Origin of the sequence: Paenibacillus ginsengarvi (assembly GCF_003626695.1) — a bacterium.
Lineage (GTDB): Bacteria > Bacillota > Bacilli > Paenibacillales > NBRC-103111 > Paenibacillus_AB > Paenibacillus_AB ginsengarvi.
This window is the reverse complement of record NZ_RBAH01000004.1, coordinates 36,630-53,420: the sequence shown is the minus strand read 5'-3', so window position 1 is coordinate 53,420 and position 16,791 is coordinate 36,630. Positions and strand designations below refer to the sequence as shown.

The 16,791-nt window shown below is 50.2% G+C and carries 16 protein-coding genes; 10 read left to right on the top strand and 6 right to left on the bottom strand.

Annotation, left to right across the window (positions count from 1 at the left end):
* Window positions 1–148: 148 nt before the first annotated feature.
* The gene (locus tag D7M11_RS07030; RefSeq protein WP_120746465.1) at window positions 149–739 is read left to right on the top strand and encodes a TetR/AcrR family transcriptional regulator; all 591 of its coding nucleotides are present in this window, start codon (window positions 149–151) and stop codon (window positions 737–739) included.
* Window positions 740–803: 64 nt separating this feature from the next.
* Here D7M11_RS07030 and D7M11_RS07025 read toward each other — a convergent pair whose 3' ends face one another.
* Both D7M11_RS07025 and D7M11_RS07020 read right to left on the bottom strand, forming a co-directional pair.
* Entirely contained in the window at window positions 804–1,952 is a 1,149-nt protein-coding gene (locus tag D7M11_RS07025; RefSeq protein ID WP_120746464.1) for a hypothetical protein, read from the bottom strand.
* Complete coding sequence (locus D7M11_RS07020; RefSeq protein WP_120746463.1) at window positions 1,949–2,473, bottom strand: RNA polymerase sigma factor; 525 nt, start codon at window positions 2,471–2,473, stop codon at window positions 1,949–1,951. The genes D7M11_RS07025 and D7M11_RS07020 overlap by 4 nt, the downstream gene beginning before the upstream one ends.
* A gap of 222 nt (window positions 2,474–2,695) precedes the next feature.
* Between D7M11_RS07020 and D7M11_RS07015 the strand changes: the two genes are divergently transcribed.
* From D7M11_RS07015 to D7M11_RS07005, 3 genes are all read left to right on the top strand, one after another.
* On the top strand, window positions 2,696–5,056 hold the full coding sequence (locus tag D7M11_RS07015; RefSeq protein WP_120746462.1) for a hybrid sensor histidine kinase/response regulator: 2,361 nt from the start codon (window positions 2,696–2,698) through the stop codon (window positions 5,054–5,056).
* A 54-nt stretch (window positions 5,057–5,110) separates the two neighbouring features.
* A complete protein-coding gene (locus tag D7M11_RS07010) occupies window positions 5,111–6,145 on the top strand; it encodes an HD-GYP domain-containing protein (protein WP_120746461.1) in 1,035 nt (344 codons plus the stop codon).
* A gap of 236 nt (window positions 6,146–6,381) precedes the next feature.
* Window positions 6,382–7,134, top strand: coding sequence for a MerR family transcriptional regulator (locus tag D7M11_RS07005; RefSeq protein WP_120746460.1), 753 nt, complete (start codon window positions 6,382–6,384; stop codon window positions 7,132–7,134).
* A gap of 81 nt (window positions 7,135–7,215) precedes the next feature.
* Here D7M11_RS07005 and D7M11_RS07000 read toward each other — a convergent pair whose 3' ends face one another.
* Entirely contained in the window at window positions 7,216–7,794 is a 579-nt protein-coding gene (locus D7M11_RS07000; protein ID WP_120746459.1) for a TetR/AcrR family transcriptional regulator, read from the bottom strand.
* Between the two features lie 170 nt (window positions 7,795–7,964).
* Here D7M11_RS07000 and D7M11_RS06995 point away from each other — a divergent pair, with 170 nt between their 5' ends.
* A complete protein-coding gene (locus tag D7M11_RS06995; protein WP_120746458.1) occupies window positions 7,965–9,167 on the top strand; it encodes an MFS transporter in 1,203 nt (400 codons plus the stop codon).
* A gap of 37 nt (window positions 9,168–9,204) precedes the next feature.
* On the opposite strand, the gene D7M11_RS06990 is transcribed toward D7M11_RS06995, so the two are convergent.
* Window positions 9,205–11,535, bottom strand: a complete 2,331-nt coding sequence (locus D7M11_RS06990) for an ABC transporter permease (protein ID WP_120746709.1) — start codon at window positions 11,533–11,535, stop codon at window positions 9,205–9,207.
* A gap of 2 nt (window positions 11,536–11,537) precedes the next feature.
* Entirely contained in the window at window positions 11,538–12,242 is a 705-nt protein-coding gene (locus D7M11_RS06985) for an ABC transporter ATP-binding protein (RefSeq protein WP_120746457.1), read from the bottom strand.
* Window positions 12,243–12,402: 160 nt separating this feature from the next.
* On the opposite strand from D7M11_RS06985, the gene D7M11_RS06980 reads away from it, so the two are divergent.
* The 4 genes from D7M11_RS06980 to D7M11_RS06965 all read left to right on the top strand — a co-directional run bounded on the left by D7M11_RS06980 (window position 12,403) and on the right by D7M11_RS06965 (window position 14,941).
* Window positions 12,403–12,789 (top strand): GntR family transcriptional regulator, encoded by a 387-nt coding sequence (locus tag D7M11_RS06980; RefSeq protein ID WP_120746456.1) that lies wholly within the window; start codon window positions 12,403–12,405, stop codon window positions 12,787–12,789.
* A gap of 7 nt (window positions 12,790–12,796) precedes the next feature.
* Complete coding sequence (locus tag D7M11_RS06975; protein ID WP_120746455.1) at window positions 12,797–13,666, top strand: ATP-binding cassette domain-containing protein; 870 nt, start codon at window positions 12,797–12,799, stop codon at window positions 13,664–13,666.
* 1 nt (window position 13,667) lies between these two features.
* Window positions 13,668–14,351, top strand: coding sequence for a hypothetical protein (locus tag D7M11_RS06970; protein ID WP_120746454.1), 684 nt, complete (start codon window positions 13,668–13,670; stop codon window positions 14,349–14,351).
* A gap of 101 nt (window positions 14,352–14,452) precedes the next feature.
* Window positions 14,453–14,941: a DinB family protein gene (locus tag D7M11_RS06965; protein ID WP_120746453.1), complete on the top strand. Its 489-nt coding sequence runs from the start codon at window positions 14,453–14,455 to the stop codon at window positions 14,939–14,941.
* A gap of 76 nt (window positions 14,942–15,017) precedes the next feature.
* Here D7M11_RS06965 and D7M11_RS06960 read toward each other — a convergent pair whose 3' ends face one another.
* Window positions 15,018–15,386, bottom strand: coding sequence for a winged helix-turn-helix transcriptional regulator (locus D7M11_RS06960; RefSeq protein WP_120746452.1), 369 nt, complete (start codon window positions 15,384–15,386; stop codon window positions 15,018–15,020).
* Window positions 15,387–15,518: 132 nt separating this feature from the next.
* Here D7M11_RS06960 and D7M11_RS06955 point away from each other — a divergent pair, with 132 nt between their 5' ends.
* The gene (locus D7M11_RS06955) at window positions 15,519–16,718 is read left to right on the top strand and encodes an MFS transporter (protein WP_120746451.1); all 1,200 of its coding nucleotides are present in this window, start codon (window positions 15,519–15,521) and stop codon (window positions 16,716–16,718) included.
* Window positions 16,719–16,791 lie beyond the last annotated feature (73 nt).

Sequence of the window (16,791 nt, the reverse complement as noted above, 5' to 3'; positions counted from 1 at the left end):
CGTATATATTGTGAAATATACAAGAGTTGACTTGATTTTAATTGATGATTTAAAATAATAACATACCTTTTGGTAAGTTATTTCGATTGTTAAAGGTTGGGGATCCCCGCATCCTGTTCATAATGATACCGAGGAAAGGAACAAGATTATGGTGCGGCCACGGGAATTTGACGAAGAGCAAGCTTTACATGCAGCTATGCGGCTTTTTTGGGAAAAGGGGTACGAGGCTGCTTCTTTAAGCGATTTGACGGCTGCGATGGGCATTCAACGTCCGAGTATTTATGCCGCCTTCGGAGACAAAAAAATGTTGTTTGAAGCCGCGCTTCGCAAATATACACATCTTCATGCCGCTTATGTGCGAAGCCGTTTTCAAGGCAAAGCGTCCGTAAAGGAAACGTTTCGGGCTTTTTTCGAAGACCTGGTTGCGGCGGAGTATAGTCCGGATGAGCAGGATGCCGGACGAGGGTGTTTTTGCATCAATACGATGGTGGAGCTGGCACCTCATGACGAGAAGTTTGAAATTTTGACGAGGGAGCACCAGATGTACTTGTCCGCCCTGTTCCAGGAAACGATAGAAAGAGGCGTTCGATCGGGAGAGCTTTCGAATACTATCCAACCGAGAGCTTTGGCGCAAACCTTTGTCGTTACCTTAATCGGAATTACCGTCATGATGAGATCGCGCCCCGACCGTTCGTTTATAAACAACGCCGTTTTTTCGGCGTTAACTTTGCTGGGCTGACACTCCGCCAGATGGCTGAACAAAAAAAAGGCAAGAGCCTGTTCGCTCTTGCCGCAGCGCCATTCTAGTTCAGATCGATCACTCTGCCGGTAATGACGCCTTCCGCGTCCCGGGAAAATAGAAGCGCCTTGTAGCGTCCGTCCGCTTCGCTGAATTGCACCGCATCGGAGAAGCCCGTCTGGCCTTCGGTGAACAGCAGGATCGGAGCAAGCTTGACCGTCCAGCCGTCATACTCGTAGTTGATACGGCCTAACTCGTCATGGGTCACGGCTTTGACGGATTCGGGGATGAGCGTGCCGCCGGCAACTTTGCTCTTCAATTGCTCCAGATGCCTCGCCAGTTCCGCTTCGGCCTGTTGCGGTGCTGATGCCGGTTCGGAGGCGCGGGCCGCCGAAGGTTCTTGGAGCAGCTCCCGCAAATATGCGTCGGCCTTGGCGCGGTCGGCTTTGCTTTGGTCCAGCGGCAGCTCGAACAAAATCGACGTGCCCGCGTAATCGGTCCTCGCGCTTATTTCCCCCGTGCTTTCGTCATAGGCGAATGCGGCGTTATTGTAGAACGCGTCGCCGCTGCTTATCGCCAAGTACACCCCTCTGTCGGCGAACATTTCGACGCCGTCGCATTCGATCAATCTGTACATAATTCCGTCTACGACAACTTCGCTGTACCCGCCTTTCATCGTAACGATATTAACCTGCCACGGCTTTAGCCCTTTGACGAGCGGCGATACGAAGAACGGGTCTTTCCCGTATTCCGGGTCGCTTGTAGCCGGCATGCGGCTCCCGTCTTTTTTGGCGATGGAGACGACGGCGTACGTTCTATCCGGAGCTATGCCGTGAGCCTCGCGGTTCCATTCCTTCAGCCCCGATCCCGAGACGATCCCGTGCAAAGTAAAGCGATAGTTGCCGGATGCGATCGTCCGGTTAATTTCGATCGCGTTATGACTTGCGAACGCCTCAGCCAAAATCCGTTCGCCCAAATGCTCCGCAACTTGTCCGGAACTAAACAGCTTCGTAGCCGCATAGGCCGTCACGGACATGACAAGCGCAATTACGGCGGCCAGTAAGCCCAGCGAAAGTCTGCTTCGGGATTTTCGTTTGACGCGATTCGTCCGCTTGTATGTATCGATAAGCGTTTGATTCAGTCCGGGCTCGGCTTCCGCCTCCGAAGCCAGTGACTGCCTGAGCAGCCGGTCCCATTTTTCCGTTTCGTTCATAAGGGCTCCGCCTCCAATATGGATTTGATCGCTTTGCGCGCCTTGTACAGTCTGCTCTTGACCGTGCCGGGCGGGATTCCAAGCGCCTCCGCTATCTCGTCAATGGACAGGTCGGCGGTGTAATGCATGTAGAGCGGTACTTTCAGCTTGTCATCCAGCGTCGCTGCGGCGGCCTGAATCGTGCCGCGCAGCTCGCCCGACAGAATGGCTTCCTCCGGCGAAAATTCGCTTGCGGCCAGAGAGGCTCTGTTTGAGGCGTCGTTTAGTTCGGCAGTGGGCGCGATTCTTTGCCGCCATGCCCATTTCCGGCGGCTGTTTTTGCGTAACCGTGCCGCAATGGCGAGCAGGAACGCTTTCGGATTGAGGCTCGAGTTCATTCTATGGCGTAGTTCCATCGCTTTCAGAAACGTTTCTTGGTACAGATCGTCCGTGTCCGCCTTGTTTCCCGCGAGCCTGTGACAAAATCCGTATAACGCTCCGCCGTGCTTCTTGATTAGATCGTCCAGCTCCTCGATATCCAAGTGGCTGCTCCTTTCTGAATGGCCATTCACCTTTATATGGTCATAACTCGGCTGCCGGTTCATCTACGCATAGAAACCGCGGATTGTGACGAAATTCGACGATTTTTGCAGGAGAAATTTAGCATTTTTTGAGTATTCAGATCGAATGTTGCACGAAAGCGTGTATAATATAGGCTATGTTATAAGATTCATTGAAAAATTAAAGCGAAGAAGGGAAACAAAATGGAGCATCTTCACGGGTCGTATGATGCACTCCTGGTTGCATTTTCATATGTGGTCGCGGTTGTGGCTTCGTACACCGTCCTTGATCTGGCGGGAAGGATCGCCACGTCCGTCGGGAGAAATCGATGGCTATGGCTGCTATTCGGAGCTTTTGCGATGGGTATGGGCATCTGGTCGATGCACTTTGTCGGCATGCTGGCTTTTTCATTACCCGTACAGGTTGCATATAACTTGATTACGGTATTTTTGTCCGTTGTTGTAGCTATCATCGCTTCTTTCCTTGCCCTATATGTGGTTGTTCGCGATGAATTAACGCTGCGGAGATTGCTTGTCGGCGGCGTGCTGCTTGCTATCGGGATTTCGGCTATGCATTACATAGGTATGGCTGCCATGCTCATCGATATTTCGTACGACCCCTTGTATTTCCTCTTATCCGTTGTGATCGCCTTTCTTGCATCCATTGCTGCCTTGTGGTTATCGCTGTATTTTCACAAAGGCGGAAAACGTGCGGGAGTGTGGAAAAAGGTTGGAAGCGGATTAATCATGGGCGCGGCAATAGCGGGCATGCATTATACAGGGATGGCGGCGGCTCATTTCCGCATGGGGCACGAATCCATGTCCTCCTCGGGGATTGTATTAAATCAGAACTGGCTTGGCTATTTTATTTCCGGAGGAACGTTGTTTACGCTCGGATTGTCGCTTCTCGGCATTTATATTTCCAATAAAATGTCTCATAAAGATTCGGAAATTCAAGAGCAAGCGAACGAAATTCATTTGATGAATCAGGAGCTCCGGCTGTTAAATGAAAATTTGGAAGAGCTCGTAAAGGAACGAACCGCGCAGCTCGAACAAGCCCATGACGAAGCGATCAAAGCGAGTATGATCAAGAGCCAGTTTCTGGCCAATATGAGCCATGAGCTGAGAACGCCGCTTAATGCGATCATCGGTTACAGCGAGATGTTAGTGGAAGAAGCAGAGGAACTTGGAGAACAGATGTTTGTCGAAGATTTAGGGAAAATCAGAAAAGCCGGTATGCATTTGCTGTCGCTCATTAACGACATATTGGATATTTCGAAGATCGAAGCCGGAAAAATGGAAATCCATACGGAAACCTTCGATCTGTCCGAGCTGATTCGGGACGTCATCACTACGGTCAAACCGCTCGTCGATAAAAACGGGAATCGGCTGGAAACCTGTTTGATCGAAGGGGAAATGACAACGGACGTCACCAAGCTGAGACAAATCCTGATTAATCTGCTCAGTAACGCGAGCAAATTCACTAAAGATGGCATCGTCGCTCTTGATGTGTATCGGGAAAATCGCGACCTGCGTAGCGGCTACTGTTTCCGCATTCGAGATACCGGAATCGGGATGACAGCGGAACAAGTCGGGAAGCTGTTTCAACCATTCACGCAAGCGGACTCCTCAACTACTCGCGAATATGGAGGAACGGGTCTTGGACTGGCGATCAGCGGCAGCTTCTGCGAGATGCTAGGAGGAGTCATTGACGTAGCGTCCGAGAAAGGGGCGGGAAGCACGTTTACATGCTGGCTGCCTGCTTCTATGAACGGAGAGGAAATCAGCGTAACGGAGCCCGCCGATAACGAGAAAGAACGCGATAGTCTGACCAGTATTCTGCTTATTGACGACGAGCCATACAACCATCAATTGATGAAGCGTTATCTTGCCAAAGAAGATTGGACGCTGGCTTTTGCTAAAAGCGGACAGGAAGGATTGCAGCTAGCCAAAAAGCTGCGCCCGAAAGTGATTTGTCTGGATATCCTGATGCCGAGTATGGATGGATGGAGTGTTTTGTCGGCCATTAAGAGCGATCCGGAGCTTCAGAATACGCCTGTAGTGATCTGGTCTATGACGAATGACGAACATCTGGGTTATGCGCTCGGCGCTTCCGAATTTCTAACCAAGCCGATCAATCGAGAACGGCTGATCAGTATTATGGATCGCTATATTTCCAATCGCAACGATCATAACGTACTGGTGATCGAAGACGATGAGGCGACGAGCGAATTAATGACGCGGCTGCTGCAAAAAGAAGGTTATGTCGTTACGCAGGCCAGAAATGGCCGGCTCGCTCTGGAATGTGTGGCGCAAGCGGAGCCTAAGCTGATTTTGCTTGATCTGATGATGCCGGAGATGGACGGCTTTCAATTTGTCGAAGAATTGCGGAAAAAGGAAGCTTGGAATGATATCCCGATTGTAGTGGTCACGGCGAAGTCGGTTACGGTAGCAGAGCGGCTCAGATTGAATGGATATGTGAAAAGCGTCGTTCAAAAAGGATCGTTTGACCATAAATCGTTATTGGCCGAAATCCGCCGATTTGTTGCGAAGGAATCGATATGAACGATTGCCTTCAAGCGAATGGGATGGGGACGTTAAAGGATTGGGGAAGTATCTATGGACGAGATTAAGGATGGGAAAATACTGATTGTCGACGATCAGGAGTATAATGTCAGCCTGCTGGAACGCATTTTGAAGCGAGCCGGCTTCAAACATGTATTTAGTACCATGGATTCTCTCCAGGTCGAACGTTTGCTTGCGGAAGTGACTCCGGATATTGTGCTGCTAGATCTACATATGCCGGGGATGGATGGGATTTCGGTTCTTAGACTCATTCGCGATCAGTCGGGTACCGACAATTATTTGCCTGTATTGATGCTTACCGCAGACTTAACTGCCGAAGCCAGGCAGATGGGGCTGCAAGCAGGGGTCAATGATTTTTTGACCAAACCTTTTGACCGAACGGAAGTTATTCTTAGGATTACGAATTTACTTCGGACACGGTACCTTCACATTCAACTGCAGCAGCAGAACAATCTGCTGGAAGAGAGAGTTCGGCAACGGACGGAAGAACTATGGCAAGCTCAACAGGAAGTTTTGCAGCTTCTCGGATGCGCGTCGGAATATCGCGATGACATGACGGGCCAGCATACGCAGCGGGTAGGCCTGCTGTCAGGCTTATTAGCGGAACAGTTAGGGCTTTCCGAGCAGGAGGCCGATCAGATCCGTTTGGCGGCTCCCCTGCACGATATTGGTAAAATCGGCATCCCTGACGCCATCTTGCTGAAGCCGGGACGATTTGAGGCACATGAGTTTGAATGTATGAAATCTCATACGTCGATCGGCTCCAGCATTTTAGAAGGGGGCTCCTTTAAGCTCTTGAAGCTGGCCAAACTCATTGCGTTATCCCACCACGAAAAGTGGGACGGTACCGGGTATCCTCATGGGTTGAAAGGGGAGGACATTCCTTTAGAAGCGCGCATTGTAGCACTTGCCGACTTTTACGACGCTCTGACGCATGAGCGCCCGTATAAGAGAGCTTGGTCAAAGGAGGAAGCGTTGAACGAAATCAAGGAACAAAGCGGGAAGCATTTTGATCCGCGAATTGTGGATGCGTTCGTACAGCTGTATGACGCTTCGAAACTGGTATAGAAGTACGTAGGAGCGGTGGTCGCCTCCTCTGCAAGCATGTGTAGCTTGTGCAGAAGGGGGGAACACCGCTCTCGTTTTTTTGGGGTAGCCGCAAGCCTTGCGGTTACCAGTTGATTTTGAACAAATTGCCCATGTTCCAGAACATTACAAGAAACTTACAAAAATTCTCGAAAAAAGTGTCTTGACTCTCCTCTTGGGGGAGAGCTTAAACTGCGAAAGGAAGGGAGGTACGAAGCATGCTGTACACGGTGCATGAGGTGGCCGACATCTCGAAAGTAACGATCAAGACGCTTCACCATTACCACAAAATCGGCCTACTGCTGCCCCGGGAAGTAAGCGAAGCCGGATACCGGCTGTATGGCAAGGAAGAGCTGGAGAGACTGCAGCACATTTTGTTTTACCGGGAATTGGAATTTCCTTTAGCCCGCATCAAGCAGCTGTTGGACCGGCAAACCGACCGGCTCTCCATTCTCGCACAGCAAGAGGAGCTGCTTCTTCAGCGCAAAAGAAGATTGGAGCAGATCATGCAGACGTTACGCACATCGATAACTTGTATGGAGGAAGGGAAAACGATGGATAACAAGGAACTGTTCAAAGGTTTTGGTAATGAGAACGAGTGGAACGAGGCGTTGGCCGAACAAAACGTGCATTTGCAGAAAACGTACGGGGCGGAGGCGTTGCGGGTGGAAGCGGCTGCCGTTCCGGACATGAACGAACAAGCCGCCGAAGCGGCGACCTTTATGAACGCAATGGCGGCTGCATTAAGGGAAGGGATCAAGTGCGACGGCGAAACCGTCGAGCGTTTGCTCGGGACGCATCTCGAGTTTATGCGCGGTCACGGACACGCCGTATCGCCCGATGGCTTTGCCGCTCAGACCCGCTTTTTCCTGCAAGACGACTTTCATCTGAACATGCTGGAGGATCAGCAAACCGGTCTGGCCTATTACGTTTGCGCAGCCGCGCAGTCTTTTGCGGCCAAACATCGGTAATTAGAAGGCATGAAGGCGAGAATATGACCGGCAATGCGGAGAGAGCCATCCATTCCTTTGATGGCTCTTTTTCGCTAATTTTCAAACCGAACGGATACTGCCAAGGACATGGGTTACCAATTGTTCTACATAATGTTCATCCACCCGGTCACCCGTAACTAGCAAGCGGTAGAAAATCGGACCGTAAATCAGATCCGTGCATAAGGCGATGTCGACATGCTTCTTCAGCTCTTCGCGCTGAATTCCACGATCCATTATGCCGCGAACCTCCAACCGGCGAGGCTGTATATAGCGGGTTCGAAAAGCCTCGGCCAATGCAGAATCAACCTGCCCCTCGCCAATAATCTCCAGAAAAATCGATCCTTCCTGGCTGGTCATAAACCGGGCCATGTTCGTGGCATGTTCCAAAATGTCCTGAAATACGGAGCCCGTGTCCGGCACAGGCAGTCTGGCGGACGCAGCAGACAGAAAACCGTCCATCACTACCGCAGCTTTATTGGGCCACCATTTGTAGATCGTAGCTTTGCTTACTTGGGCACGCTCGGCGATTTTATCTACCGTTACAGCTCCAAAACCGTTTTCCAACAATAATTCGTAGGAAGCGGAAAGGATGGAGCTTTGCGCCTCTACATTGCGCGGACGCCCTCTTTTTCCCTGCACGTGAATCCCCCTTGTCCGTTTAAAGTTTTAACGCGGAATAATACTATACGTTTAGTATATAAAATAAACGATTCAAAAAAAAGAGTATTTACAAAACGATACGTTCAGTATATGCTTGTAATCAATAATTTATAAACTAAACGTTCAGTATTTTAAATGAGGAGGAGATTATGTTGAATCAACAAATGGATCAAGATTACCATATTTCAAGTTGGATGATTTTTTTGCTGGCAGCCGCATGTGGTCTCATTGTTGCCAATCTTTACTACGCTCAAACTCTCGTCGGACCAATCCGCGATGCGATCGGTCTTACTTCCGCAGCAGCAAGCTCCGTCGTTACTGTGACCCAGATCGGGTATGTGGCCGGTCTGCTGTTCATCGTTCCGTTAAGCGACATCGTCGAAAACCGTCGTCTCACGATTTATGTGCTTATCGTTTTGATCGGCGCCTTGTTAACAGTAGCATTTGCTCCTAGCGCACCACTGTTTCTGATCGCATCGCTATTTATTGGCATTGGAGCCGTCGTGGCCCAGATTCTGGTGCCGTTCGCCGCTTATTTAGCTTCCGAAGATCAGCGCGGCCGGGTCGTAGGCAATGTCATGAGCGGTCTCTTGCTCGGCATTATGTTCGCCAGGCCTTTGGCGAGCTTTATGACCAGCCTATGGGGATGGAGGGCTATCTTTATAGGGTCTGCTATTGCTATCGCTTTGTTGATGGCGCTGCTTTCATTGGCCCTTCCGGTTCGTAAGCCATTGCCCGAGGTTCGTTACGGAAAGTTAATTGTTTCCTTGGGCGTTATACTTCGGCAAACTCCCGCTTTACGGCGCCGGGCTTTGTATCAAGCTTGTTTATTCGGGGCTTTCAGTTTATTTTGGACTATCGTTCCTTTACATTTGGCCGACAGTTTCGGAATGTCTCAGACGGGCATTGCCTGGTTTGCATTAGTTGGCGTGGGCGGGGCTCTAGCTGCGCCGATTGCGGGGAGGCTTGCGGATAAAGGCTGGGGCAAGCTGTTAACGGGAATAGCGATCGTAGTAGCCGGTTTGTCTTTTCTGCTGATCCATTTGTTCCAAAGCTCTTCAACCCTCGCTCTACTATTGCTGCTTATATCCGCCGTTACACTCGACATGGCCGTATCGGGCAATCTTGTAGTCAGTCAACGTCAGATTTATTCATTGGGAGCCGAAGCGAGAGGACGATTGAACGGACTTTTTATGGCTATCTTTTTCTTAGGCGGAGCCGCCGGCTCCTCTTTGGGGGGCTGGTCGTATGCTCAGGGCGGCTGGAGTCTGACCTCTCTATTCGGAACGATTTTGCCTCTGATAGCTTTGGTATACTTCCTTACCGAAAAGAGAACGGCCGGAACGGAATGAGCAGCTGGAACCGGCCGGATTCTTTTTCTAATTTCCGCTATTCAACACTTTTTAAAGACTCAATCATGTTGATCCGGACTACTTTTCTTCTAAGCAGCAAGTTAGACAGAACGGTAAGCAGGAAAGCCAAAATAGATGAGATCGCCAATACGGAAATAGTCAGTTTATCCGGGATTTGCTGATGGGTGCTGGACAGCGCTTTTATGACATTCGCATACATGTAACCGCTGATCGGTAAAGCAATGATTATCGCTAACGCGGTCAGGATGCTATTTTCCAAAAAAATAAGCCGGTTAATTTTGCTTTTCGGGTAGCCCAGTACTTTGAGCGTGGCAAGCTCGCGATTCCTTTCATAAATGTTGATGGAAGAGATCGTATAGATAGCGCCGAAAGAGAGAACGACGGCACAGATGATAAACATAATAAAAATAAAGCTGTTTTGCTTCAAAATATATTGAGCCGCTTTCCGGAGATCCGTCTTATCGGCAATGGCCTCCACTTGAGGATCTTGTTCGAAGAGCGTACGGATGCCGCCAACGTCCGCCGGTCGGTCCGCTGCCACCAATAGCGAGGTCGGCGTGTAAACCAGCCCAAAGCTTTCTAAGTAGGAGGGCGTGATATAAAATGACGGATTCGAATACTGGGAGGAAATCCCCAGCACCTTCATCGTTACCGTTTTATGTGCAAGCTCCGGTGCAGTAAACCGGATCTGGATCTGGTTCCCTTCGGATATTCGGTACTTGTCCGCGTAAGATTTCGGTACAAGCACACCGCCGTCTTCCAAATCGATTCGGTTGTCCTTGTCGTCGTAAAAATGAACGAGACTGTTTTCTTTTTCAGTGACCACCAAGTCCGCCTTTTCGGTGCGGTTCTCCTTTACGAGTTCCACGGGAAGGGTAGCCAAAACATAACGATTTGCAATACCGGAGGGGAGCGTGATCGTATTCGCAGTAGACCCTACTTTATAATCAACTCTTAGATCATAGGTATATACTTTCTCTATCTGGTTCGCTACTTTTTGCAAGGCCGTTTGGGTGCCAAAAGCCGTTATCAATAAGACGGTGCTTCCGACAACGCCGACCGAGCTCGCCAGAGCTTTTTGTTTATTCAGCCATATATTTCTCAAAATAAGCTTGTAGCTGTAAGGAATACGGCTCCAGACGCCGGGCACGGCTTCAATCAAAATGCGCTTCGTCGCTTTTGGCGGTTTCGGACGGATCGCCTGTGCGGCCCGTTCCTTCAATACCGTTCTGCCGCTGAAGTAACAGGATATCATCCCAAAAGCGCTGGCAAATAAAATCGGAGGAAGCAGCGAATACACGGAAAGCGAAAATTCAATGCCCGGCAGCGAGTAGGATCTAGCATTTGACGCGGTTACGAACGGAACGAATACGAAAGCGGAAACGGCAAAGCCCAGGAGGGAGCCCGCAACACCTACCAGCACCGGGTATCCCATATAGTGAAGCAAAATGCTGCTGTTTTTTACACCCAGCGCTTTCATGATCCCGACTTGATTTCTTTGAGAATCGATTGTCCTCGACATCGTAAGAAACAAAATAATCGCTTCGATCAAAAAGAGAACGATAGGGATAACCTGGCTCATCAGACGGTTGTTATGAATCGTGGCGGTCAGCTGCGAATAACTGAAAGTCCGCTCTTTGCTTATTTGGTTCAAATACGGCAGCGATTGCGATTGGGACCGATCTTGAATCGATTTGCCCAGTTTGTCGACGTCGTAGCCGTCTTGGGCATCAATCATAATTTCGTTGTAGAAAAAGCCGTCTGCAAGGAGAGGGATCGTCTCTTCGCTAACATAAGCGAAGCCGTACGTTTGATGGTCTTGGATTTCGTTCTTTTTCGCATGCTCGACGTTTTCGCCCAAGCCGCTCACGGTAAACGTCCGCGATTTGTCGTTCGTCCGAATGCGGATTTCGTCGCCGACACGATATTGATGCTCTTTGGCGTAGTGAGAATCCAATAAGATTTCGCCCAGTCTGGACGGAAGAGCGCCCTCCGTCACGGCAGGCGTGTTGATTTCGTTGTTTGCGGGGAGCGAATGAACTTTGATCGAGGTTTTGTAACCTTCAAACGATTGAGTCGCATCGAAGGTATAGCGGCCCTCCAGTTTTTTGATGCCCTCCGTTTTGCTTAATGCCGCGGCTTCTTCTTTGGTAATTTGACTGTAGTATACATTCAGGTCACTTATATTATGGGCTTGAAAGTAAGCTTTCGTATATGCGCTCAAATTGTCGCTTAAGGTTACTAGTCCCGTGTAGAAAAACGCTCCTACAGCGACGATCAGGACGAAGGCCAGAAACTGCCCGGCCGATTGTTTCATATCTCTGATCAGCTTGATACCTAATTTCATGATCACCACTCGATCCCTTCCACACTTTGTGTTTCATCGTGAATCGTAATGCTCTCGATTATACCGCTTTTCACCTTGATGACTTTGTCCGCCATAGGCGCAATGGCCGAATTATGGGTGACTAGAACGACGCATTTTTTCGTGTTCTTGTTCAGATCCTGAAGGAGCTTCAAGACCGACTTGCCCGTCACATAATCCAGGGCTCCCGTCGGTTCGTCGCAGAGCAATAGCGAAGGATTTTTGGCCACGGCTCTGGCTATGGCTACTCTTTGCTGCTCGCCTCCCGAGAGCTGGGAAGGGAAGTTTTGCATGCGATTCGCTAAACCGACCTGATGCAGCACGGACCTGGCGTCCAGATGGTTCTTGCAAACTTCTGCGGCAAATTCGACGTTTTCCAGCGCGTTTAAATTCGGGATCAAGTTATAAAATTGAAAGACGAAGCCCACTTTCTCTGCGCGGTATCGCGTCAATTGTTTTTCGTTCCATTTGGCGATGTCTTGCCCGTTAACGATGACTTGACCGGAAGTAGCCGTATCCATACCGCCGAGTATGTTCAAAATCGTGCTTTTTCCAGCCCCGCTTGCGCCGAGTATAACGATGAATTCCCCTTCCGATATGGAAAAATCGACGCCGTCCAGCGCCTTGATCGGCACTTCGCCTATTTGGTATTGCTTCGTTACATGTTGAAATTCGATGACCGTTTTCATTTTATTCCTCTCCTTGTCCCTTATGTATTGACCTAGTGTATGTCGGTATGTTACTAATGTAGTATACTGTAATACTGACTCGAATAATTGTCAATAACCGGCGGATGTTGACAACTGGTAACCCGCCAATTATGGTATGTTAGACAGGTAACATACTAATATGATGAATGGTGAAGCCATGAACGTCACTTTCGACGATAAGCAGCCGATTTTTCAACAGGTCGCCTATATCATTGAGGACGATATATTAAACGGTACGTTCCGCGTGGACGAGCAGGTCCTTTCCGTGGCTCAGTTTTCTCAATGGTTTCAAATCAATCCGGCAACCGTAGTGAAGGGGATCGGACTGCTTGTAAATGAAGGGATTCTGTACAAAAAAAGAGGGCTCGGCATGTATGTCGCCGCCGATGCGAAGCAGCAAATTCAGCTCAAGCGAAAAGAGCGTTTCTATAAGGAACTGTTGTCCAATCTGCTGGATGAAGCCGATAAGCTAGGGCTGACGACTGAAACGATTATCGAGATGATCAGAGAGCGGAGAAAGGAATGAAGGAACTGTGAGCATCGCGATGACTTGCGGCAATTTGAACAAAACATACGGCCGGACATACGCCTTGCGAAATCTGGACCTGCAGCTGGAGGAAAACGTCATTTACGGTCTGCTCGGACGAAACGGGGCCGGTAAAACGACGCTGCTGAATCTAATCGCGGGAGGCATTTTTCCGAATGGCGGCACCATCGAGATTCGGGGGAAAAAGCTGCGCAAAGGGGAGCTTCCGGCGGATTTTTGCTACGTGCGGGAGAAAAACAAAGCTTTCGGAGGAGCGCGGGTTCTCGAGGTTTTGCAGTTCGCGGCGAAGTTCCATCCGAATTGGGACTGGACGTTCGCTCAGGGGCTGCTCCAAACGTTCCGGCTCGATCCGCATAAAAAAATGAGACAGCTTTCCAGAGGCATGGAGTCGCTCGTAGGCAACATCATCGGCCTCGCCAGTCGGGCGCCGCTGACGATCTACGACGAGCCGGTGCTTGGACTCGATGTTTTGATGCGGGAGAGGTTTTATAAAGCGCTTGTGGAGGATTACGCGAACTACCCTCGTACGATTGTGTTGTCCACGCATTTGATAGACGAAATCGCTACGGTCGCAGAAAAGGTATTGATCCTGGAAGCCGGTTCTCTCCTGTTTCACGATGATCTGGAAAACATACATAAGGCTGCGCATTTGCTCCGGGGACATGCGGATTCGGTCGCTTCGTTTACTGCCGGAAAGCGAGTCTTGTACACGGAAGCGTACGGCCGCGGCACTCTTGCCGCCATTTACGAGGAACTGGACGAAGGGGACATGGAGCAGGCTCGCAAGCTGGACATTTCGACGGAGCGTTTGACGCTTCAAAAGTTTTTCTCGTATTTGATCGAGGGAGGTTCCTGACTTGGGTGGATGGGCCGTTCATCTAAAAGCAACGTATTTGCAAGTGAAGTTTTACATCTGGGGCGTTATTCTCCTTATCCTGCTGGGAAGGCTTGCGGATCTCATCGTCAGTCTTAGTATAAGTAGCGGCGGGGGAACCCGCCTGTCGGACGGCAACATGCTCATTCTCATATTGCCGTTTATCGCAATCGTCCTGCCGCTCAGCTATTACAAACGGATCGTGCATTTGGGCGCAAGCCGGGAGCACTATTTCAAGGGGCTTCAACTCGTCTTTATCGTATGGGCGGCGGCTATCGCTTTGCTCAATTGTTTATGGTACGGGCTTGAAGTGAATGTGCTCCGGAATTACATGAACACGATTGATCTGATCGAAGCGTTTCACTGGGATAGCTTCGGCTTGGCCGGTTCTTTCGTTTACCAAACTGCTTTTTACTTGATGGTTATGGCACTTCTATGCATGCTCGTCTCCGGCTCCTATCATCCTGGCGGTTGGCTGCTGTGGGCGCTGCTCCTTGCGGCGATCCCGGTCGGGACGGCGATTGCTTCGCTGCGCGTCCATGTCGTCTCCTTTTTCCAAGCACTGTTATTCAACGATTCGCTGGCGCTTGGCGTCGGATTTAACCTTCTCCTTTATTCGGTGTTCACGGCTGGCGGCTGGCTTTTTACCAGAGGAAGAAGGCACTAATACATGCAGGTCGTCGGGAGAGGGGAAAAACTAAGGGGACAAGCCTTTTACACTCCAACGGGTTTATAGTATGCTAGCCATATAGGGAGGAGAGGGATTGTATGGTAAAACAACTGATCATCGGAGACGCGAAACACGAGCTGGCCAGTACGAGGCGCATTCTGGAGCGCTTGCCCGAGGAGCATATGGGGTGGAAGCCTCATGAGAAATCGATGACGCTCGGCGGGCTGACCACGCACCTGATTAATCTGCTCAACTGGCAAGTAGCCATTTTTCAGTACCCGGAATTCGATTTGTCCACCGTACCGTTACGGCGCGAGGCTCTGGAGAGACGCGAGGACGTGCTGGCGGAGTTTGACGCAAATGTCGCCAAGCTGGAGAAACTGCTGGCCGAATGCGACGAGAAAACGCTCGGCGAGGAATGGACTTTACGTAATGGCGACCATATTATTTTGCGTCAGCCGCGGGCGATCGCGCTTCGCACTTTCGGCCTCAGCCATATGGTTCACCACCGGGCGCAGCTCGGCGTTTATTTGCGGCTGCTCGATATTCCGGTACCGGGCTTGTACGGCCCCTCGGCCGACGAGTAAGGGAATAGAGCAGTTAGGATGGGAAAGAAAAATCGCAGGGCATCGGCAATTGCCGATACTCTGCGATTTTTTTGTTTTACTCCCGAACGCTATTTCCCCACCGGATCGCCCAATTCTCCATCTCCCGGAGCGCCGCTTGAAAGTCCCGTCCTTTATCCGTTAAAGAATATTCGACGGTTACAGGGACGCTCGGGTATACTTCGCGATGCACGATCCCGCTTCTCTCCAGATGACGAAGCACGTTTGTTAATGACTGCGTGCGTACAACGGCAATATCCCGCAGCAATTGCTGAAATCTTCGCGGCCCTCTGTGCAGTTCGGCGATGACAAGAAAAGCCCACTTGGCCCCGAGTATTTCCAGGACCGAGCAAATATGAGGATACCCCGATTCGTGGTGTCGCCCTTCCTCGCTTGGGAACGGCTGTTCATTCGTTAAGTTGTCCATTCGCACCCCTATCACTTACCGAATGGTAAGTAGGTCCATTATTTTGGATTACATCCATTTGTTTTGCGTACTTACTTAATGAAAGAAACTTAAATATAATACGTGTAACGGAACGAAAGGGAGCGATACACAATGAAAACAAATGTTTTCTCGATCTATATTCTCGCCGTCGGCGTATTCCTTACCGCCACGTCTGAATTGGTCGTATCTGGAATTTTACCCCGGATCGCAGATGATGCAAACATTTCCTTGGCAATTGCCGGACAACTGATTACCGCATATTCTTTGTCCTTCGCCATTGCTACCCCGCTTCTAATTGTGATGACGAGCCGTGTGAACCGGAGATCGCTGCTTATTGGTTCGCTGGCGGTTTTTATCGCCGGGAACGCACTATCCGCCTTTAGCGCAAACATCGAGATGTTAATGGCTTCCCGTGTGCTGTTAGGAGCCAGCTCCGGCATTTTCCTCGTCGTTTCTTTAGGCATCGCCGCCAAACTTGTGCCAGCCGATAGGCTTGGCCGTTCGATCGGAACGATTATTTTGGGCTTCAGCAGTGCAATGATACTGGGCGTACCGCTTGGCATCGGCATAGCCGACTGGATGAATTGGCAGGCCATCTTTATGATCCTGGGTGCGCTTAGCGTCTTGGTCGGTACAGTCATTTTTCGCCTCTTGCCCGCTGTGGAGGGCGATGAACCGGTTCCGTTATCACGCCAGTTCAAGCAGGCAGGAAGCGTCGTTATTCTTACTGCCTTTATGATTTCGCTGTTTCGCGAAGGTGGAAATTCCGTTTTCTTAACCTATATATCGCCTTACTTGCAGCAATTATTGGGATTCGAAACGGCCGACATTGCGTTTATGATGCTCGCTCTCGGTTTGATCGGCGCTTTCGCTTCCCGGCTCGGGGGCAGTTTGGTGGACCGCTGGGGATCTGCGCGTACGTTAGGAGCCAGCCTTTTTATTCATTTGCTTTGTTTGGTGCTGTTGCCCGTCTTTACGTTCTCAACCCCGTTTGCAGTCGGGCTGATCGCGGTCTTATTTATCGCATTGTTCGCTTCCGGTCCAGCCGTACAGAGCTATATGATTCAGCAAGCGCCCAAGTCCGCCAACTTCGTCTTAAGCTTGAACACCTCCGTCATCCATCTCGGCATTGCTGGCGGTGCGGGGGCGGGGGGATATTTGGTGAGTGAATCGGCTACGCTGCAGCATCATCCTTGGCTCGCGGCAACGCTTCTTACACTCGGCTTAGCAGCCACATTGGTCAGCTTTTCACTAAGCGGTAGGAAAGTGGATTCTGTAGCAGAGAGGGTAAAGCACCCTGCACGGGTCTGAACCCTTGACCGCATAGCTATTGTTAGTTTCACTACCCCAATTTGCATGACTTCTTGGACCCCTAGAAAAATTA